The organism is Magnetococcales bacterium, from assembly GCA_015231755.1.
In the GTDB taxonomy this organism is placed as follows: domain Bacteria; phylum Pseudomonadota; class Magnetococcia; order Magnetococcales; family Magnetaquicoccaceae; genus Magnetaquiglobus.
On the sequence record JADGAZ010000021.1, the window covers coordinates 1 to 24,747 of the forward strand.

At 59.5% G+C, this 24,747-nt stretch carries 22 protein-coding genes; 9 read left to right on the forward strand and 13 right to left on the reverse strand.

What is annotated here, in order from left to right; translation table 11 throughout:
- The 5 genes from HQL98_13250 to HQL98_13270 all read left to right on the forward strand — a co-directional run.
- On the forward strand, positions 1 to 1,772 hold a 1,772-nt coding region (locus tag HQL98_13250), incomplete at its 5' end, for a response regulator (protein MBF0273010.1).
- Between the two features lie 16 nt (positions 1,773 to 1,788).
- On the forward strand, positions 1,789 to 2,157 hold the full coding sequence (locus tag HQL98_13255) for a response regulator (GenBank protein MBF0273011.1): 369 nt from the start codon (positions 1,789 to 1,791) through the stop codon (positions 2,155 to 2,157).
- 27 nt (positions 2,158 to 2,184) lie between these two features.
- The gene (locus tag HQL98_13260; protein ID MBF0273012.1) at positions 2,185 to 3,852 is read left to right on the forward strand and encodes a diguanylate cyclase; all 1,668 of its coding nucleotides are present in this window, start codon (positions 2,185 to 2,187) and stop codon (positions 3,850 to 3,852) included.
- Positions 3,853 to 3,854: 2 nt separating this feature from the next.
- Positions 3,855 to 4,370: a chemotaxis protein CheW gene (locus tag HQL98_13265; protein MBF0273013.1), complete on the forward strand. Its 516-nt coding sequence runs from the start codon at positions 3,855 to 3,857 to the stop codon at positions 4,368 to 4,370.
- Positions 4,367 to 4,852, forward strand: coding sequence for a hypothetical protein (locus HQL98_13270; protein ID MBF0273014.1), 486 nt, complete (start codon positions 4,367 to 4,369; stop codon positions 4,850 to 4,852). The genes HQL98_13265 and HQL98_13270 overlap by 4 nt, the downstream gene beginning before the upstream one ends.
- A 2-nt stretch (positions 4,853 to 4,854) precedes the next feature.
- Here the strand turns inward: HQL98_13270 and HQL98_13275 are convergent, their stop codons facing one another.
- The 11 genes from HQL98_13275 to HQL98_13325 all read right to left on the reverse strand — a co-directional run bounded on the left by HQL98_13275 (position 4,855) and on the right by HQL98_13325 (position 16,207).
- Complete coding sequence (locus HQL98_13275; GenBank protein ID MBF0273015.1) at positions 4,855 to 6,327, reverse strand: mannose-1-phosphate guanylyltransferase/mannose-6-phosphate isomerase; 1,473 nt, start codon at positions 6,325 to 6,327, stop codon at positions 4,855 to 4,857.
- 45 nt (positions 6,328 to 6,372) lie between these two features.
- Complete coding sequence (gene gspE / locus HQL98_13280; GenBank protein MBF0273016.1) at positions 6,373 to 7,887, reverse strand: type II secretion system ATPase GspE; 1,515 nt, start codon at positions 7,885 to 7,887, stop codon at positions 6,373 to 6,375.
- Entirely contained in the window at positions 7,877 to 10,096 is a 2,220-nt protein-coding gene (gspD, locus tag HQL98_13285) for a type II secretion system secretin GspD (GenBank protein MBF0273017.1), read from the reverse strand. The genes gspE and gspD overlap by 11 nt, the downstream gene beginning before the upstream one ends.
- A 61-nt stretch (positions 10,097 to 10,157) precedes the next feature.
- Entirely contained in the window at positions 10,158 to 10,985 is an 828-nt protein-coding gene (gene gspC / locus HQL98_13290; GenBank protein MBF0273018.1) for a type II secretion system protein GspC, read from the reverse strand.
- Positions 10,986 to 11,196: 211 nt separating this feature from the next.
- Positions 11,197 to 12,393 (reverse strand): polysulfide reductase NrfD, encoded by a 1,197-nt coding sequence (gene nrfD, locus HQL98_13295; protein MBF0273019.1) that lies wholly within the window; start codon positions 12,391 to 12,393, stop codon positions 11,197 to 11,199.
- A 9-nt stretch (positions 12,394 to 12,402) separates the two neighbouring features.
- Complete coding sequence (locus tag HQL98_13300; GenBank protein ID MBF0273020.1) at positions 12,403 to 13,161, reverse strand: 4Fe-4S dicluster domain-containing protein; 759 nt, start codon at positions 13,159 to 13,161, stop codon at positions 12,403 to 12,405.
- Positions 13,162 to 13,182: 21 nt separating this feature from the next.
- Entirely contained in the window at positions 13,183 to 13,533 is a 351-nt protein-coding gene (locus tag HQL98_13305; GenBank protein ID MBF0273021.1) for an Hdr-like menaquinol oxidoreductase cytochrome c subunit, read from the reverse strand.
- An 80-nt stretch (positions 13,534 to 13,613) separates the two neighbouring features.
- A complete protein-coding gene (gene dsrH / locus HQL98_13310; protein ID MBF0273022.1) occupies positions 13,614 to 13,907 on the reverse strand; it encodes a sulfurtransferase complex subunit TusB in 294 nt (97 codons plus the stop codon).
- A 30-nt stretch (positions 13,908 to 13,937) separates the two neighbouring features.
- Entirely contained in the window at positions 13,938 to 14,339 is a 402-nt protein-coding gene (gene tusC / locus HQL98_13315) for a sulfurtransferase complex subunit TusC (GenBank protein MBF0273023.1), read from the reverse strand.
- Between the two features lie 15 nt (positions 14,340 to 14,354).
- Entirely contained in the window at positions 14,355 to 14,711 is a 357-nt protein-coding gene (tusD, locus tag HQL98_13320) for a sulfurtransferase complex subunit TusD (GenBank protein ID MBF0273024.1), read from the reverse strand.
- A 110-nt stretch (positions 14,712 to 14,821) separates the two neighbouring features.
- Positions 14,822 to 16,207, reverse strand: coding sequence for a cobyrinate a,c-diamide synthase (locus HQL98_13325; protein MBF0273025.1), 1,386 nt, complete (start codon positions 16,205 to 16,207; stop codon positions 14,822 to 14,824).
- 132 nt (positions 16,208 to 16,339) lie between these two features.
- Here HQL98_13325 and hemH point away from each other — a divergent pair, with 132 nt between their 5' ends.
- The 3 genes from hemH (at position 16,340) to HQL98_13340 (ending at position 18,582) form a co-directional block, all read left to right on the forward strand.
- Positions 16,340 to 17,413: a ferrochelatase gene (hemH, locus tag HQL98_13330; GenBank protein MBF0273026.1), complete on the forward strand. Its 1,074-nt coding sequence runs from the start codon at positions 16,340 to 16,342 to the stop codon at positions 17,411 to 17,413.
- Positions 17,414 to 17,514: 101 nt separating this feature from the next.
- A complete protein-coding gene (locus tag HQL98_13335; GenBank protein ID MBF0273027.1) occupies positions 17,515 to 17,988 on the forward strand; it encodes a hypothetical protein in 474 nt (157 codons plus the stop codon).
- Between the two features lie 45 nt (positions 17,989 to 18,033).
- Complete coding sequence (locus HQL98_13340; protein MBF0273028.1) at positions 18,034 to 18,582, forward strand: hypothetical protein; 549 nt, start codon at positions 18,034 to 18,036, stop codon at positions 18,580 to 18,582.
- Between the two features lie 19 nt (positions 18,583 to 18,601).
- Here the strand turns inward: HQL98_13340 and HQL98_13345 are convergent, their stop codons facing one another.
- The gene (locus HQL98_13345; protein ID MBF0273029.1) at positions 18,602 to 19,795 is read right to left on the reverse strand and encodes a DUF935 family protein; all 1,194 of its coding nucleotides are present in this window, start codon (positions 19,793 to 19,795) and stop codon (positions 18,602 to 18,604) included.
- Between the two features lie 115 nt (positions 19,796 to 19,910).
- Positions 19,911 to 21,731 (reverse strand): DNA helicase RecQ, encoded by a 1,821-nt coding sequence (gene recQ, locus HQL98_13350; GenBank protein ID MBF0273030.1) that lies wholly within the window; start codon positions 21,729 to 21,731, stop codon positions 19,911 to 19,913.
- A 141-nt stretch (positions 21,732 to 21,872) separates the two neighbouring features.
- Between recQ and HQL98_13355 the strand changes: the two genes are divergently transcribed.
- Positions 21,873 to 24,713 carry a bacteriohemerythrin gene (locus HQL98_13355; protein MBF0273031.1) on the forward strand — a complete coding sequence of 947 codons (2,841 nt, stop codon included), beginning with the start codon at positions 21,873 to 21,875 and terminating at the stop codon, positions 24,711 to 24,713.
- Positions 24,714 to 24,747 lie beyond the last annotated feature (34 nt).

Here is a 24,747-nt window from a genome sequence, read left to right on the forward strand (position 1 = left end):
TTCCTGGTCGTCCACGTAGAACGGCTTGGACAAGGCGTCCGCCAGCTTGCGCACCCCCACCCCCCATCCCGGCCCCGGTGGATCCAAAACTCAAAACCGCCGAGACGGTCCGGGTGCGGCTGGAAAAACTGGATGAACTGATCAAACTCATGGGGGAGTTGGTCTCCAGTCACGCCCGCATGCGCCAACGGCTGATGGAGATCACCTCCCTGGATCACCAGTTGGCTCCCATTCCGGATCTGCCTGTGGTCTCCCAGTTGCACCGTTTCGCCCAACGTCTGCGGGAGGATGTGCTGGACCAGGAAACCTTGATGGCCGAATTGCACGACAAAACCCTGCTGATGCGCATGTTGCCTTTGGCCATTGTCCTGGAACCCGCCGAACGGCTGGTACGGGAGTTGGCCCGTTCCGTGGGCAAGGTGGCGGTATGTCACATTCAGGGCACGGAGATCGAACTGGACCGCCGCATCATCGACAAACTGTCGGATCCCATCATCCACCTGATCCGCAACGCCATCGATCATGGTCTGGAAACCCCGGAAAAACGTCTGGCCGCCGGAAAACCGGCCCAGGGACACCTGACGCTTTCGGCCCGTCAGGACGGGGGCTGGGTGGTGATCGATGTGACCGATGACGGTGGCGGCATTCCCCTCGACGCGGTACGCGCCAAAGCCGTGCGCATGGGCCTGATGGTGGCGGACAAGGCGGAGTCGTTGACCGAACGAGAAACCCTGGATTTGATCTTTCTGCCGGGTTTTTCCACCAATACCCTGGTCACGGATCTGTCGGGCCGGGGGGTGGGCATGGATGTGGTCAAGCAAACCATTCTGGATGATCTGCGGGGTGCGGTCGAAGTCGCCACCCGGGCCGGGGTGGGCACCACCTTCTCCCTGCGTTTGCCCCTTTCGCTGGCGGTGATGCGGGTGTTATTGGTGGAGGTGGATGGACAGGTATTCGGTTTCACCGCCCAGTACGTCACCGAACTCAGACGGGTCTCATCCGCCCTGGTCTTGACCCTGGCCGAACGGGAGGTGATCATCCTCCACAACGAATTCGTGCCCCTCACCCCCTTGTCCGCCCTGCTGGACATTCCGGATCACCTGACCCTCCCGCGCCGGGATTCCCCCCGCAACGCCGCCGCGGGTATGCTGGTGGTGGTGCTCACGGCGCGACAGGAAAAAATGGCCGTGGTGGTGGATGCCCTGCTGGACGAACACGACATGGTGATCCATCCCTTGCCCCCGTTGCTGCGCAAATTGCCCATGGTTTCCGGATTGGTGGTCACGGGCAACAACGAACTGGTCAGCGTGCTGCACGCTCCGGCGTTGTTCGATCAGGCCCGACGCCTGCGGGGGGAACCGGACCGGGGAGAATTCGTCGAAGACTGGAGCCGTCACGACCGGGTGCTGGTGGTGGACGACTCCCTGAATACCCGGGAAATCGAAAAGGATGTACTGGAAGCCTGTGGTTTCCGCGTCACCTTGGCCGAAGACGGCCTCGATGGACTGAGACAGGCCTTGGAAGAGGAGTTCGACGCGGTGCTGACCGATGTGGAAATGCCCGGAATGGATGGATTCTCGTTGACCGAACGACTCAGACGCGAAGAACGCTATCGCAACAAACCGATTGTGATTCTCACCTCCCGGGAAAAAGAGGAGGACAAACGACGGGGCATGCAGGTCGGTGCGGACGCCTATATCGTCAAGGGGGATTTCAGTCAAGGCAACTTGGTGGATACACTGCGCTCCCTGTTGGGTTGGCGCGGTCGCTAGACAAGGAGAGTAATCAATGCGTATTTTGGTGGTGGACGATGATCCGGTGGCTGGAGAAATGACCCTGGCGGTGCTCGAATCCGAAGGGCATGCGGCGCAACTGGTGGAAAACGGCATGGAAGCCCTGGCCGCCCTGGATGCGGAACCGGATTTTGAAATGATCATCAGCGACATGAACATGCCCCTGGTTTCGGGGATCGACCTGTTCCGCGAGTTGCGGGAGCAGGGAAACCGGCTGCCTTTCATTTTGCTCACCGGCGATGAACCCGCCGGTCCATTGGCCAAAGAACCCCGTCTGGATGGGTGTCTGGTGAAAGATTTCACCCTGGAGGAGAGTTTGCCACAGATCATGAGTCAAGTCCTGGCCCGTTATCATCGCTCCTGAAACACCTTGGAGAGGCGCTTTACATTCATGAACACACCCAAACCGTCGGTTCAGGAAAAAATCGCCAGACTGCGGGCGACTTTCATCGGACAATTGCCGGAACGAATCGCCGTGGCCCGCAATCTTCTCGCCCGTCTCAAGGCCAAACCCACGGATCCGGCGGTGATCGAGGAGATACACCGGTTTTTCCATGGACTCAAGGGCACAGGCCGTTCCTTCGGATTGCATCAATTGGGGGTGGCCGCCTCCCAGGCCGAAAACTGGACCGCCAAACGCATCGAGTCCCAATCCGGGGCAATCGGCGCCGAATGGCTGGATCAACTGGAAAAATATCTCGACCTGATCGCCTCCATGGCCGAAAAACAGGAACCTTCCCAAACCGGCCCCCAGGAGGAGACCCGCAGCGTCCGGGAAGAGTCAAACCCGGCGGATGGCATGGATCGCCGGGGTCGGATGGTCTACATCTGCGACGACGACGTGTTGACCCTGGAACAGTTGGCCAGCCAGTTGCGTTGCTTCGGGTTCAAGACCATGACCTTCAACGATCCCCGCACCCTGCACGCCGCGGTGATGAACCGGCGTCCGGACGCGGTGATCATGGACATCATGTTTCCCCAGGGCCACGAAGCCGGCACCGACGCCATGGCCATCCTGAAAGGAGAAATCGAACCAAACCTGCCGGTGATTTTTCTGTCCGGTCGTTCCGATTTCAGCGCCCGTCTGGCGGCGGTGCGGGCCGGAGGGGAATCTTATTTTCACAAACCGGCGCGGGCCCTGGAACTGGTGGCCACCCTCGACGCCCTCACGGCCCAACAGCAATCCGACCCGTTCCGGATTTTAGTGGTGGACGACGAACCGGAAATCGCCCAATACCACGCCTTGATCCTGGAAGGGGCCGGCATGGTGACCCGGTGTCTGGCGGACCCCTCCCGCATTCTGGATGAGTTGCGGGATTTCCGTTCGGATCTGGTCTTGATGGACATGTACATGCCAACCTGCCACGGTCGGGATCTGGCCCGGGTGATCCGACAGATTCCCGATCATGTGGGACTGCCCATCGTGTTTCTTTCCGGGGAGACCGATCGGAAAAAACAGGATTCCGCCATGCGGATCGGCGCGGAAGGGTTCCTCACCAAACCGGTGGCCCCGGATGATCTGGTCAACGCCGTGGCGGTGCGGGCCGAACGCATGCGGGCGCTGCGCTCCCTCATGACCCGGGACAGCCTCACCGGACTGTTCAACCATACCACCACCTCCCAACTGCTGGAAAACGCCATCGCTTCGTTTCAACGGGGCGGGGCGACCTTGTGTTTCGCCATGATCGACATCGACCGCTTCAAATTGGTCAACGACACCCATGGTCATCCAGTGGGGGATCAGGTGATCCTGGCTTTGTCCCGGGTGCTGAATCAGCGCTTGCGCAACTCCGACGTGGTGGGTCGCTACGGCGGGGAGGAGTTCGCGGTGATCCTCCATGAAACCTCCCTGGATCGGGCCGCCCGACTGATCAACGAATTGCGTCTGGATTTCGGACGGGTGCAGTTTCACTCCGCCAAGGGCCATTTCTCCTGCACCTTCAGCGCCGGAATCGCCAGCGTCGCCCGGCACGCCACTCTGGAATCCCTGCGGGAAGCCGCCGACCGGGCGCTGTATCTGGCCAAAAACAACGGACGCAACCGGGTGGTGCTGGATTGACGATGAATAACGGATTGACCCTGGATCAAATCGTGGTACAACGGGGCGCGAAACGACCGGAGATCGTCGCCGTGGACGAACCGACGGTCAAGCTGGTGATCTTCGAACTGTCCGGCACCCCCTTCGCGTTTTACGGGGAGAGCATCCGGGAAATTCTGGCCCGGGCGCGGGTGTTTTTCGTGCCCGGCGCTCCAGCTTCGATGGAAGGGGTGGTCAACGTGCGCGGCGACATCGAAACCGTGATCCGGCCCCAAAGCCTGTTGCGTCTGCCGGAGTCGGATCCCGGTCCCGCTTCGGCGATTCTGCTCGCCAAAGGGGGTAGCGTCACCAGTGGCATCCGGGTGGACCGGGTACTGGATGTGCTGGATGTGCCCCGCGGCACGATTCTGCCGATTCCCGCCACCCTGCCGGTCCACTGGAACACCCTGGCATTGGGGGTGGTGACCATCGGCGGACAGGCGGTGACGCTGCTGGATGTCAATACCCTGCTCGGCGATTACGCCCGGGGTTTGGGATGATGAACGGCCCGGCGATCCCCCCGACTCCAGAGGTCACCCGCTTGAATGTCGTGCTGTTTTCCCTGGGAGAGTGGCGCGTGGGCCTGGAGGCCAAGCGGGTGCGGGGCTGTCGTTTGGCCCCAGCCGCAGAGGAAGAGACGGAACAACCCTGCCTGGATCTGGAAAAACGACTGGGCCTCTCCGCGGACCCTTCCACCAAACAGCGGATGATCCTGGAAATCGCCCACCCGGATCACCCCCTGACGTGGCGGGTCACCGGACCCGTGGTGTTGCACGCCCTGCCGATTGCGACCATCCATCCCCTGCCCCGACTGCTGGCCGCCCGCACACGCCTTCCCGGTCTGCGCGCCCTGGCTTTGACGGATCACACCCCTGGCCAGGGAGATGGGCTGATTCTGTTGCTGGATGTGGATCAGATCCACGACAACCGGTCTGGTCTTGAAACCATAAAACCGACTGGCGAACACGCTCCACCCGGCTGAACTCACTCGGTCTGGCGACCGTAGTGGTCCTCGAAGCGCACGATATCATCCTCCCCGAGATAACTTCCGGATTGGACTTCGATGATCTCCAAGGGAATGGTGCCGGGATTGACCAGACGGTGGGTTTCGCCCAACGGGATGTAGGTGGATTGGTTTTCGGTCAACAAGATGACCTGATCCCCACAGGTGATTTCGGCGGTACCGGTCACCACGATCCAATGTTCGGCCCGGTGATGATGCTTTTGCAGACTCAAGCTCGCCTTGGGCTTGACCTGAATGCGCTTGACCTTGAAACGTCCCCCCTCGTCGATGCTGTCGTACCAGCCCCAGGGCCGATGCACCTTGCGATGCAGGGTATGCTCGTCCCGCTTGTCCCGGTTCAACGCCTGGACGATCTGCTTGACCTCCTGGCTGCGGGTTTTGTCGGCGACCAGTACCGCGTCCGGGGTTTCGATCACCACCAGATTGCGCACCCCCACCAACGTGACCAGACGACTGGTGGCCTGTACCAGGGTATCGTGACTGTCGGTGGTCAACACATCCCCCATCAGGGTATTGCCCTGGTCATCCTTGGGCAGCACGCTCCAAACCGCGTCCCAGGCTCCCAGATCGTTCCAGCCGGCGTTCAAGGGGACCATCCGAATCGCAAAAGAGCTGCCGGGACACCGTTCCATCACGGCGTAATCCACGGATTCATTGGGAATGGCCGTGAATTCCGCCTTGCCGGGACGAATGAAGTGGCTGTCGCGGGAACGCATATCCCAGGCAATCCGACTGGCGACGGCGATATCCGGACGAAAATGGTCAAGCGCCCCCATCCACACCGAAGCCTTGAGCACGAACATGCCCGCGTTCCAGAAATATCCCCCCGTGTCCAGATAGGCTTGCGCGGTGGCGGCATCGGGCTTTTCGACAAAACGGGCCACCGGAAATCCCTGCTCCGGGGTGGCGCCAGTCGGATCCAGGGTGGTTTGAATGTACCCGTATCCGGTTTCCGGCCTGTCCGGGGTGATCCCCAGAATGACGATGCTTCCGCGCCCGGCCTCCCGGATCGCCTGTCGCAGGGTACGGGTGAAAGCCGCCGCATCGGTGATGGTCTGGTCCGCCGGGGTCACCACCAGCACCGGATCGTTGCCCCCCTCCAGCGCCGCCAGCGCCGCCAAGGTGAGCGCCGGCGCGGTGTTGCGACCCACGGGTTCCAGCAGCAGGTTGGCGGACTCCACCCCGATCTCCCGCAACTGCTCCTGTACCAAAAAACGATGCTCGTCATTGCTGACGATCAGCGGATCCGCCAGAACGAAATCCGGAGCCTCCAGTCCGGTCAGTCGCTTGGCGGCCTGCTGAAACAGGCTTTCATTGCCCACCAAGCAAAGAAACTGCTTGGGAAAACCCACCCGTGACAGCGGCCACAGCCGGGTACCCGAACCTCCGCAGAGGATGACGGGTTGAACATCGCAGATGGTGGTGTGGGTCATGCCCTTTTCCCTTCAGGTGCCAAAAGGATGCGCCACGGTTCGGAATCAATCATCGCGGGTAACACGCAGAATCTCTTCCAGGGTGGTGCGACCGGTGTGCAACAGACGCAGGCCATCGTCTCGCAGGCTGGACGAAAAGGTGCGGGCGTGGGCGGTGAGTTCCCGTTCTCCCGCACTGTCGTGAATCAGCCCTTTCAAGGTGTCGTCGATGGGAACCAGTTCGTAGATCCCCCCCCGTCCGGCAAACCCGCTGCCCAGACAGGCGTCACACCCCTTGGGCCGGTACAGCCTTTCGGGACAGGCGGACCAAGGCCCCCCCGCGATGGCCAGATCGTCCCACTCCTGATGCGAGACCGACCGGGGCTGTTTGCAGTGTTCGCACAACAGCCGCACCAGACGCTGGGCCAAAACCGCCGCCAGACTGGAGGAGAGCAGATAAGGCTCCACCCCCATATCCTTCAATCGGGCCATGGCCCCGATGGCGCTGTTGGTGTGCAACGTGGACAGCACCATGTGACCCGTCAGACTCGCCTGAACCGCGATGCGAGCGGTCTCCACATCCCGGATCTCCCCCACCATCACGATATCCGGATCCTGACGCAAAATGGCCCGCAAACCACGGGCAAAGGTCAAATCCACTTTGGTGTTGACGTGGGTCTGACCGATCCCCTCCAGATCGTATTCGATGGGATCTTCCACGGTCATGATGTTGCGGCTGGTTTCGTTCAGACGCCGCAGCACCGCGTAAAGCGTGGTGGTCTTGCCCGAACCCGTAGGCCCGGTCACCAGAATGATGCCGTTGGGTCGATGGATCAAGCGATCCAGCGTATCCCGCATGGCCGGGACCATGCCCAGATCCTCCAGGCTCAAGCGTCCGGCCTGTTTGTCCAGCAGACGCATCACCACCCGCTCCCCGTGACCCGTGGGCAGGGTGGATACCCGCACATCCACCGGTCGCCCGGCGATGCGCAACGAAATCCGTCCATCCTGGGGCAGACGCTTTTCGGCAATATCCAATCGGGCCATCACCTTGACCCGGGAGGCAATCAACGGAGCCAGGGCGCGCCGGGGCTCCAGCACCTTGCGCAACACCCCGTCCACCCGGAATCGCACCGAAAGACGATCCTCATACGGCTCCAGATGAATATCCGAAGCCCCCTTCTTGACCGCTTCGGTCACCAGGGCATTGATCAAACGGATGATGGGAGCGTCGTCGGCGCTTTCGGCCAGATCCCGGGGTTCACCGATCTGTTCGGCGGCCTGTTCCAGGTCGAGAGTGTCGTCCAGGGACTCCATCTCCTCCATGGCCTGGGAGGAACCGGCCTCGAAGGTGCGACGCAACATGGCCTCGAAATCCGCCGGGGCCAGTTCGGTCAGACGCAACTCCCGCCGGAAACGACGACGCAGTTCCAACAATACCGACAGCCGCAAATCCGGACGATGATGCACCCGCAATCCCCCCCCCTCCTCCACGCCGGACACCAGGGCGCCATGACGTTTGGCAAAGGAGTAGGACAACGCCGGGAGCTTGCCCCCGGAAGCGGCAGGGTCAGTTGACATGATCCCAGGTCGCGTGTTCCAGGTCAAAGCGCGCCGAAATGCGAGGGGTGAGACCGTTCAATTGCCGCAAGGCGCCGGGTTTGTTCTCCAGGAGCGGATCCTCCGCCGGGAATGGCGACTGCCGCGCCGCAGGGGGCCGGACCGGTTTGACCGGAGTCGTCTTGACGGGCTTGCGGGGCTTGGTGGCGTTCTCCTCTTTGAGGGGAGTCGGGGCGTCCAGAGTTTTCCCCCGCACCTCCGAAGGCCGGGCGATGGCCTTGCCGGTTTCGGTTTCGTCGCTGGCAGGGCGGGAGGGGGAGCCTTGAACATTCCGATCCAGTTTCAAACTCCCCATATCCGGCAGCATCGGGGTTTCCCCCTCCAGGGTGACCAGACCCCGTCCCCGGGGGGCGGTTCGTTGCTGCTCCCGCATGGCCCGGTATTTCTCGTGGGTGAGTTGAATTCCGTCATCCCGGGTGCGCAGAATCGTCGGACGCAAGAACACCATCAGATTGCGTTTTTCGTCCGAGGCGCCTTCGGCCTGGAACAATGCCCCCAGCACCGGAATATCCCCCAGCACCGGCACCCGTTCGTTTTTCATCTGCCGCCCGGAGCGGATCAATCCACCCAGCACCAGGATTTGTTGATCATCCACCAGCACTGAGGTCTTGATGGTACGATTGTCCGTATCCCGGTTGCCAAAGGCGTCCGTGCTGGTGGTGACCTCCGAGACATCCTGATGAATGTCCATGCGCACCACATCCCCTTCGCTGATCTGGGGCTTGACCTTGAGGGTCAGGCCGACGTTCTCCCGCGCGGTGGTGGTGAAGGGATTGCCCCCCTGAATGGTATTGGTCTGGCCCGTGGTCACGGAAATCTTGGTGCCGACCATGATTTCCGCCTCTTCGTTGTCCAGGGTGACCACCGTGGGGGTGGAAAGCACGTTGTTGGAAACATCGCTGTTCAAGGCGCGCAGCAGACCGGCGAAATTGTCGCCATTGGTGCCACCCACCAGCATTCCGGACACCCCGGCCAGACCGGTGGCCGCCGTTTCGGTGAACCCGCCGGCCAACACCCCCCCGAGTTGGATCAAACTGGGATTGGCACTGGAGAAACTGGTGCCGCCGATCACCCCCTTGTTGTCCCCCTTGCCCCCCAGAATGCCCCACTGCACCCCGAGTTCCGCCGCCTTCTTGACCGACACCTCGACGATGATGGCCTCCACCTGCACCTGGGCCTGACGCACATCCAGACGACGGATCACATCCTGCATGGATTTGAGCAGATTGGCCGGGGCGGTGATCACCAGGGCGTTGGTGCCGTCGAAGGCCTGCACATTGACAATGCCGGCGGCGGCTTCGGGTTTTTTGTCTTTCTGGGTGTTTTTGATGTAATCCTGACCCATGGACATCAACACCTCGACCATTTTCTTGGCGTTGGCGTGACGCAGGTTGATCACCCGGGTGTTGCCCGTGACCTCCACCGGGGTATCCAGATGGGTGATGATGGCCCGCAGTCGCAAACGGGTCGCCTTGTCGCCGCCGAGCAGAATGCTGTTGGTGCGATCATCGGCCACAGCCGGTTGACGGGCGGCCTGACCCGCGGGAGCGGCGGGAGCGCCATTGCCCTGCTCCAGGGTATTGAGCACCCGGGCCACCTCCGAAGCCGAGGCGTTTTCCAGCACAATCGTCTCCACCTCCCCATCGTCCGGCAGATCCACCCGCTGAACGATCTGGGCCAGCCGATCGGTCACGTCGGCGTGATCGGAGACGATCAGCATGTTGCCGTCGTCGTGGGAGGCCATGTGGGCTTTGGGACTGGCCATGGGACGCAACGCCGCCAAAAGCTTGGCGGCGTTGACGTGTTTGAGCTTGAAAACCCGGGTGACCACCTCGCTGCCATCGCTGCCTTCTTCGTTGCGCGAAGAGCCGCTGTATTTCATTTCCGTGTCGGGAATGATCTTGATGGCGCCATTGTCCGTGGGGACCGCGATGTAGCCATGAACCTCCAGAATGGAGAGGAACATCCGGTACAGATCTTTTTCGGTCATGGGTTTGGAGGAGATGACCGTGACCTTGCCCTTGATCTGGGGATCCAGAATGAAGTTGCGACCCGTGGCCTGGGCCACGGTTTCCACCAGAGTGGTCAGATCCGCGCCCTTGAGATTGAGGGTCAACTCCCCGGCCCACAGGGGAGAGGCCACCCACAAGGCGATCCCAACCAGAACCAACCGTGAAACCTGTAATAACATCGTACCGATGGTATCCCTCAAAGCCTGCTCTCTCGTGTGGTCAATTGGCCCCGAAGAGGTGCTGGACCGACATCGACTTGCCCCCGCGCAAAAAGGTCAAACGCAGGGACTGACTTTTCCCCAGGGTGCCTAAAGCCTCCATGCCCTTCATGGGGGAGGTCAACGACACGCCATTGGCAACCGTGATCACATCACCGGGAGCCAGACCCAGTTTTTCCAACAATCCTTCTTCGCTGCCCGGTTGCACGGCATAACCGCCGAACACTCCATCCCGGTTCACCGGTGTTACCGCAATCTTGCCCAGCACCGCATCCGGCTGGGTCTGAAACTGATCCCGCAACTGACGCAAGATTCTGACCGCTTCGCTCACCGGCGCCTCTTTGGCTCCTTCCGCCGGTTTCGCTTCCAACGAGACCACACTCCTGGGCAGACGGAGGGTCTCGAAACGACCGCTTTTTTCCAGGATGATCCGATCCGGCCGCACCGACACAATACGCGCATCCCCCGGCAATTTGTCTCCGGTGGCAAACATTTTCTCGCCCTCGGTTCCGCCCCGCACCACGGCCCAGGATCGTCCGTCTCCGCTGGTGGAAAGCACTCCGGTCAAGGCCAGTTGCAACTGGGTATCCGGGGCATCCTCCGGCACCGGCTCACGGGGGGGTGAGGCTTTCTGTTCAACCACCGCAGACTGGCCAAATGGGCGCCAATCGTTCCACACCGGTTGGGAAACGGCAGGCGTCGGGGAGGGTCCGGATCTGTCGTTTTGGGTGGAGACCGATGCGACAGACGCAACCGTTTCCCGTTCGGCTTGAACGATGCGCCATGCATCATAAGCGATGGCGAGCAACAAGAGAAGATTCAACGTCATCGCGATCCAGATTCCCGGTTTGGATTCCGGAGTGGATCGGGGTTGGGACAAGGGTATGGACGTATGGATCCCGGACGGATCCGATTTTTCCGAGGCTTTTTTTAGCGCCCGCAATACGACGCTCACTGAAACGATTCTCCCATCCAAAAGAAACGCAAAACCCCCGTGCCGCACAAGGCGACACGGGGGGAGGAAACGCACATCCGTTCTGTCACGGATTCCAGGGAAGTTCCCAACCCTGGGGAACCTCGCCTTTTTGAGGCAACATGCGGAAAAACCGGATGCCGAACACATAGATCAATCCGGAGATTCCCACACCACCCAGTCCCAGCAGCAGTTCGGAAAGCGTGGGCATGTAACTGCCGGCCACACCATCCTGGAACGCACTGGTGATGGTATAACCGGGGAACAGATCGAAAGGATAGGATTGTCCGGCCAGCAGGGTATGGGCCACGAAACAAAACGCCCCCACCACCACATATCCGGAAGCCATCATCACACCACTCACGGTGTTGCCGATGTTGCGGTTGAACAGCAAACCAAAAGGAATCAGCACACCCGCGCCCCACACACCCAACCAGTACAGCCAAGCCCAGGGACCGGTGAGGATCCAGGTTTCGACCGCGTAGGAGGCGGGATCATAAAAACGGGTGAACTTCTCCACCACCAGCAGATAGGCGACCAGCACCAGGAAGAAAATCATGGCGTTGCGCATGCCGAAGACCAGACGGTCATCCAGTTCCCGCCGGGTCATGCGGTAGGTATAAACCAGCAACAAAATCCCCAAAGCCGTACCCGAGGTCAAGGAGACGGCCACGAAGGTGGGAGCGGTGATGGCGGAACCGAACACCTCCCGACCCTGGATCACCCCAAAGATCGAACCGGTGCCGGTGGTCAGGACCAGACGCCAGCCAAAGGCCGCCGTGCCGACGAATTTCTTGTACTGTTTGTACTCGAACATGGTCCAAAGATACAACAGACACAAGGCCATGAACCCGGTATACAAGAACACGTTCCAGGTAAACATGGAGCGGAAGTTCATGTAGACCATGGGCAGCAGCATCGCGTCCGGCCTGCCCAAATCGAGCATCAGCACCGCCAATCCCCCGATCAGCAGGGCGATGGACAGAAACGCCGAAAAACGCCCGAACGGCTCGAACTGCTTGACCGCGAACACCGTGGACATGGAACCCATATTCAAGGCTCCAGAGGCCATGACCAGCAGGGAGATGGCGAAGACGTGGGGCAAGCCCCAGACGATCTGGTTGTTCATGCCGGTCACGGCGTGACCGTAGTGTTCGACATACAGAAAAGACCCGGCTCCCATCAGCACCAGCCCGCCCAACCCGGCGACCAGTTTCCAATATCCGGGTGAACGGCCTTCGATGGCGGAAAATTCACTCAGCATGGTGGCCTCCTAGATTCCCTTGTAGTGGACATGGGGTTTGAGACCCAGATCGGCGCGGATGGTCTGGGTCTTCTCCTTGAGGAGACGTTGCGCGATCTCGGAGTTGGGATCGTTCAGATCTCCGAAGATCATGGCACCTTTATCCGCCTTGGCGCAGGCCTCCACACAGGCCGGCAATTTCCCTTCATCCAGACGATGGGCGCAGAAGGTGCATTTTTCCACCACCCCCGCCGCACGGATCGGTACGCTGGGATTGGCGTCCTTGGGGGGTTTGGTTTTGTAGAAGACCAGCGAGCGCGCCTTGTAGGGACAGGCGATGATGCAGTAACGACATCCGATGCAGCGATGTTTGTCGATCTGCACGATGCCGTCTTGACGGATGAACGAAGCCGCCGTGGGGCAGACATGCACACAGGGGGGATTTTCGCAGTGGTTGCACAAGACCGGCAACGAAATCGGTGGCTGACGGAGATTCTGGTCCCGCAGTTCCACTTTGCGGATCCAGTGGATGTCCCGGTCCGGATCGCCGAACATGGGCACATTGTTTTCCGTCCGACAGGCGCTCACACAGGCGGTGCAATCGGCGGAACACCGGGTGGTGTCGATGAGCATGGCCCACCGTTTGCCCTTGCGTGACGAGGCGGATTCCGGGGAGGTGTTGCCCGTGGAGGTGGCCGGGGCGGCGATCAAATGGAGGCCCGGTGCCAGTGCCACCCCAGCGGCGATGGCCCCTCCCAGGCCCAAAACCGTTCTTCTATCCATGGTCATGGCTGAAGTTCCCGAAAGGGGTCATTTGGGATATTGATGGCATTCAAAACAGTTCGGGGCCACGGCCACATAAGCATGGCAACGGTCGCAAAACCGCTCCCGGCTCGGGTGACAGGTGGCGCAGGCGAGAAAGGATTCCGACTTGACGGCAATTCCTTCGCGCACGGTCTCATCCCGTTTGTGTTTCAAAAAGTCCATATGATTGCGCCGCATCCATTCGGCATCGCGAACGCATGGCCCGCTTACGGCTTTTTCCGGCTGGGGTGGTTCGGCCAGCAGGGAAAAAGGGGCCGCGATCCACGCCGCGAACAATACCAGGATCAGGAAGGACGCTCGCGACAATCGTCCTGCCAAGGATGTGGGAGACTTCACGGACGCTCCTCCTCCTTCGGGTTCACATGCCCGCCGCTTCGGATGGTCATCGGAAGACGGCGGGACATTGGAATGATTCGTCACAGCCAGGAGTGGGTGGTATTGTGTTCCACCAGATCCACAAAGCCACTGTAATCGGTGATCTTGACACCCGGCACCAGATCGGTCAATGCCCGAGCCTTCAGATCGGCGCTCAGGGCGAACACTTCACATTTCTGCAAGGCCTCTTCCAGCAGGTTCTTTTTCACATTGCCCGCCTGAGCCGCCAGCACGCCATCTTCGATCAGAAGAATGACATCGCCCGAACGGGCAAAACGGACACAGCTTTCCAGAGTGGTATTCTGGAAGGGGGATTTGTTCACGGTGTGCAGCATGACCAAGGTCTCCTCGATTCCGTCAAAGCTCTAGAAAGCCAGAATATTGTGCTGTTCGGCCATCATGGCCGCGATTTCGGCGCTCTCCAACACCTGGGGCTTGATGGGCTCCTCGGTGTCTTCGTCCTCGCCGATCACCAGCAGATCGTCTTCGGTCATGCCCCGGTCTTCCATGGACTGACGATCGACATAAACCTGGGTGATTTCGTAATCCACCAGCGCTCCATAGGTGGCCGCGAACCCTTTGATGCCCAGATCCTTGGTATCCTGCCCCTTCTTGACCGCGAACACGCCATCATCCATGAAAACCACGGAGATGTCGGCGTCGTAAGCCGCCATGATCAATTTGACCTCCAACCCCTCATAGACGTAAATCGTGCCATGAGGCGGTTTGCGGACCGTAAACATGATTTTCTTGATATCTTCCGCCATTTGCCGCACTCCTTGTCAGTCGCCGAAAACCACGAGCCGGTCGGCTTCGATGGCCATCATGGTCAATTGTCCCAGTCCGGAAATCCGTACATTGGGTACCAGCACATCATCCACGATACCGCGACGTTTGGCCGCAGCGATACAGACCACGATGTCGATCCCCGAGGCTCCGAGCGCCGACCAGCGGTTGGAAATGTGGCGGTCGTCCTGTGGCGGCTCCATCAGTTTGGTGACGTTGTAAACCCCGTCATGATAGAAAAAAATCCCCTTGATTTCATGCCCTTTCTGGATGGCCGCCTGAATGAAGTTGTAGGCGGTGTCCGAGGCTGCATGATTATAGGGTCCTTCGTAGATACATACCGCAAGTTTCATGGTTCCGGTCTCTCTGTCGTATGTTGCCACGTGGTTCTGGGTGCCCTGCTTGGTGGTTCTCGAACTCAAGCACATATTAGTATATCACGATTCCATGATATTGGAACCGATTATTTTACCTTTTTTGCACGCCAAAAATCGGCGAGAAATTCCGCCCATCCCGGCGCGCCCTGGGCATGCACATGGGCGTAACAGGCCAGGATGTTGCGGTAGACCATCCCGTCTCCCGCGCCGTCCACCCCGAATCCCCGCACCACCCGGAACGCCATCTCCACCCCCTCCCCGATCCGCGTCACCCGGGAGTGGTGGAATTCATGACAGGCCACCGATACCCCCGATCCGGGCCACGGCAGACGATCCCCCCCCTCGATGCGCATGTAGCCATATCCCACCGGTTTCTTTTCCACGTTCACCTCGATGGGCAAGGCGCCGATCATGGCCACGCTTCGTTCTCCCCAGGTGATCCGTTCCGCCAGCATCATCAACCCGCCGCATTCGGCGAAGATCGGCATGCCCGCGTCGGCCAGACCACGAATCCGGGCCAGCAGGGTTTGATTGGCGGACAGGCTCTCCATGAACACCTCCGGGAAACCTCCCCCCAGATAGAGTCCTTCCACGCCTTCGGGAAGCGCCCTGGCGGTCAGCATGGAAAACGGCACCAGTTCCACTCCGGCGTTTCTCAGGGCGTCCAGATTTTCCGGATAATAAAAATGGGTCGCCTCGTCCAGGGCCATGCCCACCCGCACCGTGGGCACAACCGGTCCCGGAGAGCGCAGGGAAACCACTGGCGGAATCTGTGGCAGCGTCGGCGCCGAACGGGCCAAAGCCAGCAGTCGATCCAAATCCACATGCGCGGCGATCATCTCCTGGATCACCCGCAACCGCTCCAAGGGAGCCGCTCCCTCGGCCACGGGTTGCAGACCCAGATGGCGTTCGTCGATCTCCATGGCGCGGGTTCTCGGAATCACTCCCAAAACCGGTATCATCGGACAGTAGCGTTCCAGGGCGGCGCGCAAGCGTTGTTCATGGCGCGAAGAGGCCACGTTGTTCAGCACCACCCCCCGGATCCACTCCCCGCCGGGAAAATCCAGATGTCCTTTCACCAAAGGAGCGATCCCCCGGAAAGCCCCCTTGCAATCCACCACCAGCACCACCGGCGTGCGCAACAGTTCCGCCAGTGCCGCGCCGCAATCCCCTCCTTCCAGATCCTGACCATCGTAATAGCCGAGATTGCCCTCGATGATGGCCACGTCCCCCCCGGAGGCGTAACGCCGGAAGTTTTCCAGCACCACCGCCTGCCCCATCATGAAAAAATCCAGATTGTGACAGGTGTGACCAGAGGCGCGGGTCAACCAGGCCGGATCGATAAAATCCGGTCCCTTCTTGAAAGGACGCACCTGAAGCCCCTGATCCTTCCACGCGGCGGCCAATCCAAGGGCGAAGGTGGTCTTACCCGAACTCTTGCGAGTCGCGGAGATGAGAATGCGCGCAATCATGTCGTTACACCACCATTTCTGCCAACAGCCGGAAGAAGGTGTTCATGCGACTCCTTGTTTATTTTCAAGTCTGCGGAATGATACCCGAATGGACAAAAATTCACTGGAATGGCAGGATCCATCAACCCTATCATGGAGGAATGGGGGAAGAACCGCCCTGAAACCCAACAACCCCTTTCCTTCACGACCCATTTTAATGTTGCCAAAGGATATCCCCTCTTGACTGCATCATCCATTGGCGTGGTACTGACCCAACTGGGAACCCCCGACTCTCCGGAACCGGTAGCGGTACGACGTTTTCTCAAAGAGTTTCTGGCCGACGAGCGGGTGGTGGACCTGCCGCGCTGGTTCTGGCTGCCTTTGCTGCATGGGGTGATCCTGCCGAAGCGCTCGCCGCAATCCGCCGCGTTGTATCGAAAGATCTGGCGCGACGATGGCGTTTCGCCCCTGTTGCATTACTCCCGCTCCGTGACCCGGAGAATCAGAACCCGACTGGGTGACGACATCCGGGTGGAACTGGCCATGCGCTACGGTCAACCCAGCCTGGGCCAAGTTCTTCATACCATGGTCCAGGACGGAATCCAACGGATCCTGATCGTGCCGCTTTTCCCCCAATACTCCTCGGCGGCCACGGCCACCATCACCGATGCGGTATGCGAAGTCTTCGCGAAACAACGCTTTCAACCGGCACTGCGGTTCGCGCCTCCCTTTTTCGCCGATTCCGCCTACATTCAGGCCCTGGCCGACTCGATCCGGGCACGACTGGATCCGGCCACCCCTTTGGATTGGATTTTCTCGTTTCACGGACTGCCGCAACGCTTCGTGGACCAGGGCGATCCCTACGCCACGCAATGCGCCGAAACCGCGCGTCTGCTGGCCAAGGAATTGCATCTCCCGGAGGATCGATGGCAGATGGGATACCAATCCCGTTTCGGTCGCGAGCCATGGCTGCTGCCCGATACGGCGCAACTGCTCGTGAAACTCCCCCAGGAGGGCAAACGTCATCTGGCCGTGGTGTGTCCCGGTTTTGTCGCCGATTGCCTGGAAACCCTGGAAGAGATCGCGGTGCAGGGTCGGGAAAACTTCCTGAAGGCCGGCGGGGAAAGGTTCACCTATCTGCCCTGCCTGAACGATTCCCCCGTCTGGATAGATGGGCTGGGGGAACTGGTGAAGCGGGAGCTGTCGGGTTGGTTGCAGAAAAGCTGAAAAAAATCCATTTCAAGAAACCTTGTCACACGGTATGATAACGTTACGCGCAACCTCGGATTCCGGGCCTGGGTCCGGATTTCACCAATCAGGAACCGATCATGAATAAGATACCCAAATTGCAGTCCCTGGATGAAGCCCAACTGCTCGTGGAAGAGCTGTACGAAAAGGTCCAGGATGCCACGGAAGAATTGAGACGGGCGGATGGGTTCAGCCGCAACAATGCCCAGGTGATCGAAAAACTGGCCATCTCCGCCCAGGAGATCGGACAGGCGGTCAAGATGATCAAAAACATCGCCGGTCAAACCAACATGCTGGCCTTGAACGCCGCCATCGAAGCCGCCGGCGCCGGCGAAGCGGGCAAGGGATTCGCGGTGGTGGCCAACGAAGTCAAGGATCTGGCGCGTCAGACCGCCGAGGCCACCAATCTGATCTCCAAAAAAATGGCCGACATCCTGAAAAATACCGCCGGCGCTTCGGACACGGCCCGGGAAATCACCGAAAGCATCGAAAAAATCCGTCGGGCCAACGACGAAATCATTCAGGTGACCCACGATTCCAGCGGCATGGGATAAAAACCAACGCGATTGCCGCAACAAGCGGGACATGGGAGATCCACCATGGCTTTGCAACAGGCAGAAATCGAACAGATCATCACGCAACTGAAGCCCCAGATCACCCTCTGGTTGGCGGAGCGTGGCCCGGATCAGGCGTCGTACCTGTTTGAACGGGAGTTGCTCGAACGGATCGTGCGGGTCGAAGAGGCGCTCAAACATCAACGGGAATTGATGCAGCACAGCTTTGATCTGGCCAAAAACCAGTTTGATTTGATCCAGAAACAGATTCAACAGATTTCCGAGTACAACCGCTCTCAAGCCGAATTGATCGCCAAGCATATCGAGCAGGTGGACAAGCGTTTCGAGCAGATGGACAAACGCTTCGACCTGATTGACAAACGATTTGAACTGATCGAGAAACGTTTCGAGCAGGTGGAGAAACGTTTCGAGCAGGTGGACAAACGCTTCGAGCAGATGGACAAGCGCTTCGAGCAGGTGGATCGACGGCTGGAGATGCTCACCCAGCGCATCGATCGCTTCATGATGTGGTCATTCGGTTTCACCATCACCGTGGCGGGGATGGTGATCACCGTGTTGAAGGTTTGGCACTGACCCGAACAAAAGGCCAAGGTCAATCCGCGTGCCGCTGTTCCGATCCCGCCAGCCAGCCTTCTCCATAGGTCGTCCGGATATACTCCTCCGTGGGCCGCAACCCCATGCCGAAAAGAATCCGATCCCGTTCGGCCAGGGGACGCAGATCCTTGTCCTCCGAAACCCGACGCCACACTTTCGGCAACCGTGCGTCGGGAAAATTCCACTGCATCAACCAGGAAACCACACTCCGGTTGAAGCTGTCACAGATCAGATCCGCGTCCGCCTTCACCACCTCGTTGCGTACATGCTTGTGGACATCGGCCTTGTATTGTCCGCCTCCGGCATCGGTGGTCATGGTTTGGGATAATGTCACCTTGGCGATGGCGGCGTTCATGCGGTCGAGAAAACTTTCGTAGCTCACCTGCCCTCCCCGGGAAGACTCGATCAGTTCCACCTTCATGCCTTCGGGCACGATAATCCCGGAATCGGTCTGAATCGCCCGCAAGGCCGACAGCAAACGCCTTTTTTCCTCTTCGGTGGCGTTGGGGGGATAACTGCCCATGGCGGTGGGCATGCCGAACTTGTCCATGAAGATCAACCAGAGCTTTAGACCGTTGCGCTTGAAAAAGACCGGCCAATACAGCCAATGGGCCAAACCCAGCCCGTAAGGTTCATCGTCGTTGTCAGCACCGGCGTGGAAATGCCAAAATTTGCGGGCCGGAACCGGTTCGCCATTGGGATTTTCACTGGTCACCAGCAAAGGGCGGCCCGACAGATCAAAGGTGAAGCGACGCTGTTTGCGTACCTTGATCGCCTCCAGGGTAACAAGGGAGCCATCCCGTCCCCACAGACACTCCGCCACCGCGTAACCATAAAAGACACCATGCAGCATCTTGTCAGTCACCCCATCCCAGCCGATGTGGTGCAACGCCTCCAACAGAAAATCCGCCGCCATGCGACTGGCCCGGTCCGGCCCACCGGCCCGCACCCCCCACTCCGCCGAGGTGACCGCCATGCGGCGCTGCTGGAAGGTGGAAGCCACCTGATCGTCCCGCAACACCTCTTCATAGATGGCGTAATCCCCGCCCCGGTCCCGCAATACCGCATCCTGGGGCAGCAGGGTATTCATCATGCCGCCGAAATTGCGGGTGAGGTCGCGCCCGTCTCCGGAGACGGCCACCTCGCGAAAATGGGGATTGACCGGCTTGCAATGCGCCTTGACCTTGGCCATGGGACAAAAAACCTCCTCGGATTGATTGAGAGCCAACAAGAATGGGGACAACCTGAAACGACACGGTAGTCCGATCCGGGTTCAATCAACAGATGAAGTCCTGCCGCGATGCTCTTCAAGGTGGATAGGGTTGGCCGGTGCGCAGCACACCCAGAAAAATCTCGCCATAACGTTCCAGTTTGCGGGATCCCACGCCGGGAATCCGTTCCATTTCGGTCAAGGTTGCGGGTCTGGAATCGATCATCCCCTGCAAGGTGGCATCCTGGAAAATAATGAAGGGCGCCACCTGCTGCTCTTTGGCCAGATGGCTCCGGGTGGCCTTGAGGGCGCGCATCAACGGTTCATCCGCCGCGGAGGTCTCGAATCCCCGTTCCCGGCGCGCCCGACGTTCCCGACCCGGCTTGGGTTCATCCGGATCCAGACGCAGCAACACGCTCCGCTCCCCCCGCAATACCGGACGACACGCTTCCGCCAGGCCCAGTCCGCCAAATCCGGTCACATCCACCGTCACCAACCCCCTGGCCACCAGTTGACGAAACACCGAACGCCACGAAGCGGCACTCCGGTCCGCCCCCATGCCGAAAACCTGCAACGTGTGATGCTGAAACGATAAAACCCGTTCGGTCTTTTGTCCCCGCAGCACATCCACCAGATAATGCACGCCAAAGCGCTGACCCGTCCGATAAATGCAGGACAAGGCCATGCGGGCCTGTTCGGTGCCATCCCAGGTGGGGATCGGTTCCAGACAGGTGTCGCAATTGCCGCAGGGAGCCTCCATGGTTTCGCCAAGATGCCGCAGCAGAATGCCCCGGCGACAATCCACGCTTTCGCACAAACCGAGCAGGGCTTCCAGTTTGTGATGCTCGATCCGACGGAACTCCTCTTCGGCTTGCGAATTCTCGATGAAGCGCCGCAACAAGACCACATCATCCATGCCATAGGTCATGAAGGCATCCGCCGGCAATCCATCCCGTCCGGCGCGCCCGGTCTCTTGATAATAGGATTCAACGCTTTTGGGCAAATCCAAATGGGCCACGAAACGCACATCGGGTTTGTCGATCCCCATGCCGAAGGCGATGGTGGCCACCATCACGATGCCTTCTTCGTTCAAGAAACGGTCCTGATGTTTCTGTCGAATCTCCGGATCCAGCCCCGCATGATAGGGCAAGGCCCGAATTCCCCGTTTCACCAGCCAGGAGGCGGTCTCTTCGACACTCTTGCGGGTGAGACGATAGACGATGCCTGCGTTGCCCGCGTGTTCGGCGCGCAAAAATTCATGCAACTGGTCGTGGGGCTGATTTTTGATGGTAATCCGGTAACGAATATTGGGACGGTCGAATCCGCCGACAAACACTCTTGAATCGTCCAGCCGCAGCCGTTTGATGATTTCAAGACGGGTGGGCGGATCGGCGGTGGCGGTGAGCGCCACCCGGGGAACTCCCGGAAACCGTTCCTTGAGAATCCCCAATCCTAAATAATCGGCACGGAAATCGTGTCCCCATTGGGAGACGCAATGGGCCTCGTCGATGGCCAGCAAGGCGAGCGGTTTACGACTCAGCCACTCCAGGGTATGGGGAGTCAACAGCCGTTCCGGAGAGACGTAAAGCAGATTCAACACCCCTTCGTCCACCTGCCGGATCACCGCGCCGGCCTCCCCCGGCGCCAGATTGGAGTGCAAACCCGCAGCCGCGATCCCCAATTGACGCAAAGCCGCCACCTGATCCCGCATCAAGGCGATCAGGGGAGAGACCACCACAGCCAAACCCGGACGCAACAGCGCCGGAATCTGGTAACACAAGGATTTGCCCCCACCGGTGGGCATCAGCACCAGGGCATCCCCGCCTGCGAGCAGGTGCGCCACCACCGCTTCCTGGTCGCCACGAAAAAAAGGATATCCAAATACCCGTCGTAACAGGTTCAATGCTGTACTGGCCATTGAGGCGCCATTCTCACAAACCATAGGGTCAGACGGGTGGTAATTTTCCATAATTGCGCCAAATGCCCTTCCGGTGCAGTGTGGATTCAGAGTATGATTTTGACGACATGCTTCACTTTCAATCGCAAAAAGGCAAGCCTTATGAATGCACCACCCCGCTCCAGATCTCTTTCGATTGCGTTCATCGCCCGGTTGAGTCTCCAGAAACGTATTGCCTTGATCCAGATTCTGGCGATTTTGGGCATTCTCATCACCGGTGTCGTGACTCTGCACGCTAAAAAAGCGGGCATGTTGGAGGACCGTCAACTCAAAACCCGCAATCTGGTGGAGTCCGCCCACCATGTGCTTGGATACTTCCACGCCAGACAGACCAGCGGAGAGTTGACCCAGATCCAGGCCCAGGAGGGGGCCAAGGCCGTGATCCGGGCCATGCGCTATAGCGAGAACAATGCGGATTATTTCTGGATCAATGACATGATCCCGAAAATGATCATGCATCCGATCAAAACGGAACTCGAAGGCAAGGACATGTCGGAGGTCAAGGACGCCAACGGCAAAAAATATTTCCTCTCTTTTGTCGAAGAGGTCCAGAAGAGCGGTGCCGGATTTGTCGATTATTATTGGAGCCGGAATAACGATCAGCAAAATCCCGTACCCAAGCTCTCCTACGTCATGGGATTCAAACCCTGGGGCTGGATCGTTGGCACGGGCATCTACATCGACGATGTCAACAAGACCTTCATGGGTGACCTGATCCTGCTGGTGGAGGAGATGCTGTTGAGCGCCCTGATTCTGATGGCGCTTTCCTTCCTGATTTCCAAAACCATCCTGCATCAAGTTGGCGGCGACATCCATAAAGTGGAAGAGACCGTGCGCCGCCTGGCCGAAGGAGACATGAGCGTCCGCGTCTCCGCCAGAAATACCGAAACCACAGGCATCGCCCTGGCGGTCAACCGTCTGGCCGACCGGCTGGAACGGATCATGAGAATCATCAATCTCCACTCCGGCGGCATCACCGCCTGTGTGAGCGAACTGATCAAAATCCGCGATCAGATCGGAGACGACGCCCAAAGCTCGCAACGCATCGTCTCCGGGGTTTCCGAGAAAAATACCCTGTTGGCCCAGGAGGTCAACACCATCATCCAATCCATCGGCGAATCCACCGAAAGCGTCAACGCCATCGCCCATTCCGCCGAGGAGGTTTCCAACAACATCATCACCATCGCCGCCGGAGCCGAAGAAGCCAGCGCCAACATCGCCACCATGGCCTCGGCGGCGGATGAAATCACCACCAATCTGGACGCGGTCAACCAGAGTCTTTTCAAGGTGGATCAGTCGGTCAAGAATGTGGCCGCCTCCATCGACAACATCACCTCGGCCCTGGAAGAGATCAATCGCCGCTGCCAAAGCGCCAGCGCCGAATCGGAAACCGCCCACACCAACGCCCTGGATGTGCGGGAGGTGATGAATCGCCTGTCGGCCTCGGCCCAGGAGATCGGTGACGTGGTGGACATCATCAACAACATCGCCGAACAAACCAACATGCTGGCCCTGAACGCCTCCATCGAAGCCGCCGGAGCCGGGGACGCGGGCAAGGGATTCGCGGTGGTGGCCAATGAAGTCAAGGAGTTGGCCAGACAAACCTCCGAGGCCACCCGGTTGATTTCGGAAAAGATCAACCGGATCCAGGGCAATACCCGTGAAGCCACCGAGGCCAATACCAGCGTGGCGGGCAGTATCGACCGCATCAACGAGGCCAACCGGGAGATCACCGAGTCGGTGGAGGTCCAATCCGAGGCCATGGTGACCATTTCCAACGCCATGGACGATGTGGCCAAGGCAGCCGGTGAGGTCACCCGCAATGCCCTGGAACTGGGAACCGCCGCCCAGGAGGTGGCACGCGCCGCCCAGGAAGCCGCCGCAGGCACCGGAGAGGTGGCCAGATCCGCCTCGGCGGTGGCGGTGGCCGCCGAATCCATGGCGGAAAAAACCCGCCATGCCCAGGTGCTCTCCAACAACATCACCAGTTCCACCCAGGCCACCGTGGACGCCACCTCCGTGGTGCAGGAAAAAATGCACGAAGCCTCCTCCGTGGTGGCCATGACCCGGGGATCCTCCACCCAGTTCAGCCGCATGGGCGAAGTGTTGCAGGACATGTGCGGCGCCTTGTACGCCGCACAGGCCGAAGCCGATCTGGGCAATCCCCTGTTCGACATGCGCGCCACCAAGGGATACTTTCTCAAATGGCACAGCAGCATGGAACAAGCCATCCCCGGTCGGATCAAATTCTCCCAGGCCGAATGGCCCAAACCCGAAGAGTCCCCGCTGCACCCCTGGATTCAGGCCACGATCAACACCCCTTACGGCAAGACCCCTCACTTTGAAGAGATGCATCGTGTCCACGGCCAAATCTTTGCCAAGGCCGCCGAAACCCTGCAATGGATTCAAAAAGTGCCGGAAAATGGACCCGAAAAGGCGGATCAACGCCTGCTGGAGTATCTGTCCAAGGTCAGAAAACTCTTTACCCTGCTGGATATCCTCTATCTGGAAAACGGCAAGGAGATCACCGAAGACGTGGAGTTCTTCCCCTGGACCGACGACCTCAATACCGGCATTCCGGAGATCGACGACGACCACAAGAAGCTTGTGGTCATGGTCAACCAGATCCACAAACTCCTCAAAGAGAGCGCAGGCCGGGAAGAGGTCTCCAAAATCATTACCGAACTGGCGGATTACACCCATTTCCACTTTGCCCGGGAAGAGAAACTCTTCGAGAAACATCACTATCCGGACACCCCGGCACACAAAGAAAAACATGTCAAGTTGTTGGACGAAGTCAGCGACTTGGTGAAAAAATTCCAGGCCGGTGACTTCGCCGCGCCCATGGACCTGTTGACCCTGGCCAAGTCCTGGCTGATCCACCACATCATCCGGACCGATATGCTGTATGTCCAGTATTTCAAGCAGAAAGGGGTCATCTGACCCAAAACCCGAAAGGGCCAGGAGATCAAACGAG

Bases quoted from the DNA above. Each gene is read 5' to 3' on its own strand.
- HQL98_13355 (MBF0273031.1), top strand. From the start codon at position 21,873: ATGAATGCACCACCCCGCTCCAGATCTCTTTCGATTGCGTTCATCGCC.
- gspC (MBF0273018.1), bottom strand. From the start codon at position 10,985: ATGACGTTGAATCTTCTCTTGTTGCTCGCCATCGCTTATGATGCATGG.
- HQL98_13255 (MBF0273011.1), top strand. From the start codon at position 1,789: ATGCGTATTTTGGTGGTGGACGATGATCCGGTGGCTGGAGAAATGACC.
- HQL98_13260 (MBF0273012.1), top strand. From the start codon at position 2,185: ATGAACACACCCAAACCGTCGGTTCAGGAAAAAATCGCCAGACTGCGG.
- hemH (MBF0273026.1), top strand. From the start codon at position 16,340: ATGGAGGAATGGGGGAAGAACCGCCCTGAAACCCAACAACCCCTTTCC.
- HQL98_13325 (MBF0273025.1), bottom strand. From the start codon at position 16,207: ATGATTGCGCGCATTCTCATCTCCGCGACTCGCAAGAGTTCGGGTAAG.
- HQL98_13270 (MBF0273014.1), top strand. From the start codon at position 4,367: ATGATGAACGGCCCGGCGATCCCCCCGACTCCAGAGGTCACCCGCTTG.
- recQ (MBF0273030.1), bottom strand. From the start codon at position 21,731: ATGGCCAGTACAGCATTGAACCTGTTACGACGGGTATTTGGATATCCT.
- gspE (MBF0273016.1), bottom strand. From the start codon at position 7,887: ATGTCAACTGACCCTGCCGCTTCCGGGGGCAAGCTCCCGGCGTTGTCC.
- dsrH (MBF0273022.1), bottom strand. From the start codon at position 13,907: ATGCTGCACACCGTGAACAAATCCCCCTTCCAGAATACCACTCTGGAA.
- HQL98_13275 (MBF0273015.1), bottom strand. From the start codon at position 6,327: ATGACCCACACCACCATCTGCGATGTTCAACCCGTCATCCTCTGCGGA.
- HQL98_13265 (MBF0273013.1), top strand. From the start codon at position 3,855: ATGAATAACGGATTGACCCTGGATCAAATCGTGGTACAACGGGGCGCG.
- tusD (MBF0273024.1), bottom strand. From the start codon at position 14,711: ATGAAACTTGCGGTATGTATCTACGAAGGACCCTATAATCATGCAGCC.
- HQL98_13340 (MBF0273028.1), top strand. From the start codon at position 18,034: ATGGCTTTGCAACAGGCAGAAATCGAACAGATCATCACGCAACTGAAG.
- HQL98_13335 (MBF0273027.1), top strand. From the start codon at position 17,515: ATGAATAAGATACCCAAATTGCAGTCCCTGGATGAAGCCCAACTGCTC.
- HQL98_13300 (MBF0273020.1), bottom strand. From the start codon at position 13,161: ATGACCATGGATAGAAGAACGGTTTTGGGCCTGGGAGGGGCCATCGCC.
- HQL98_13345 (MBF0273029.1), bottom strand. From the start codon at position 19,795: ATGGCCAAGGTCAAGGCGCATTGCAAGCCGGTCAATCCCCATTTTCGC.
- nrfD (MBF0273019.1), bottom strand. From the start codon at position 12,393: ATGCTGAGTGAATTTTCCGCCATCGAAGGCCGTTCACCCGGATATTGG.
- tusC (MBF0273023.1), bottom strand. From the start codon at position 14,339: ATGGCGGAAGATATCAAGAAAATCATGTTTACGGTCCGCAAACCGCCT.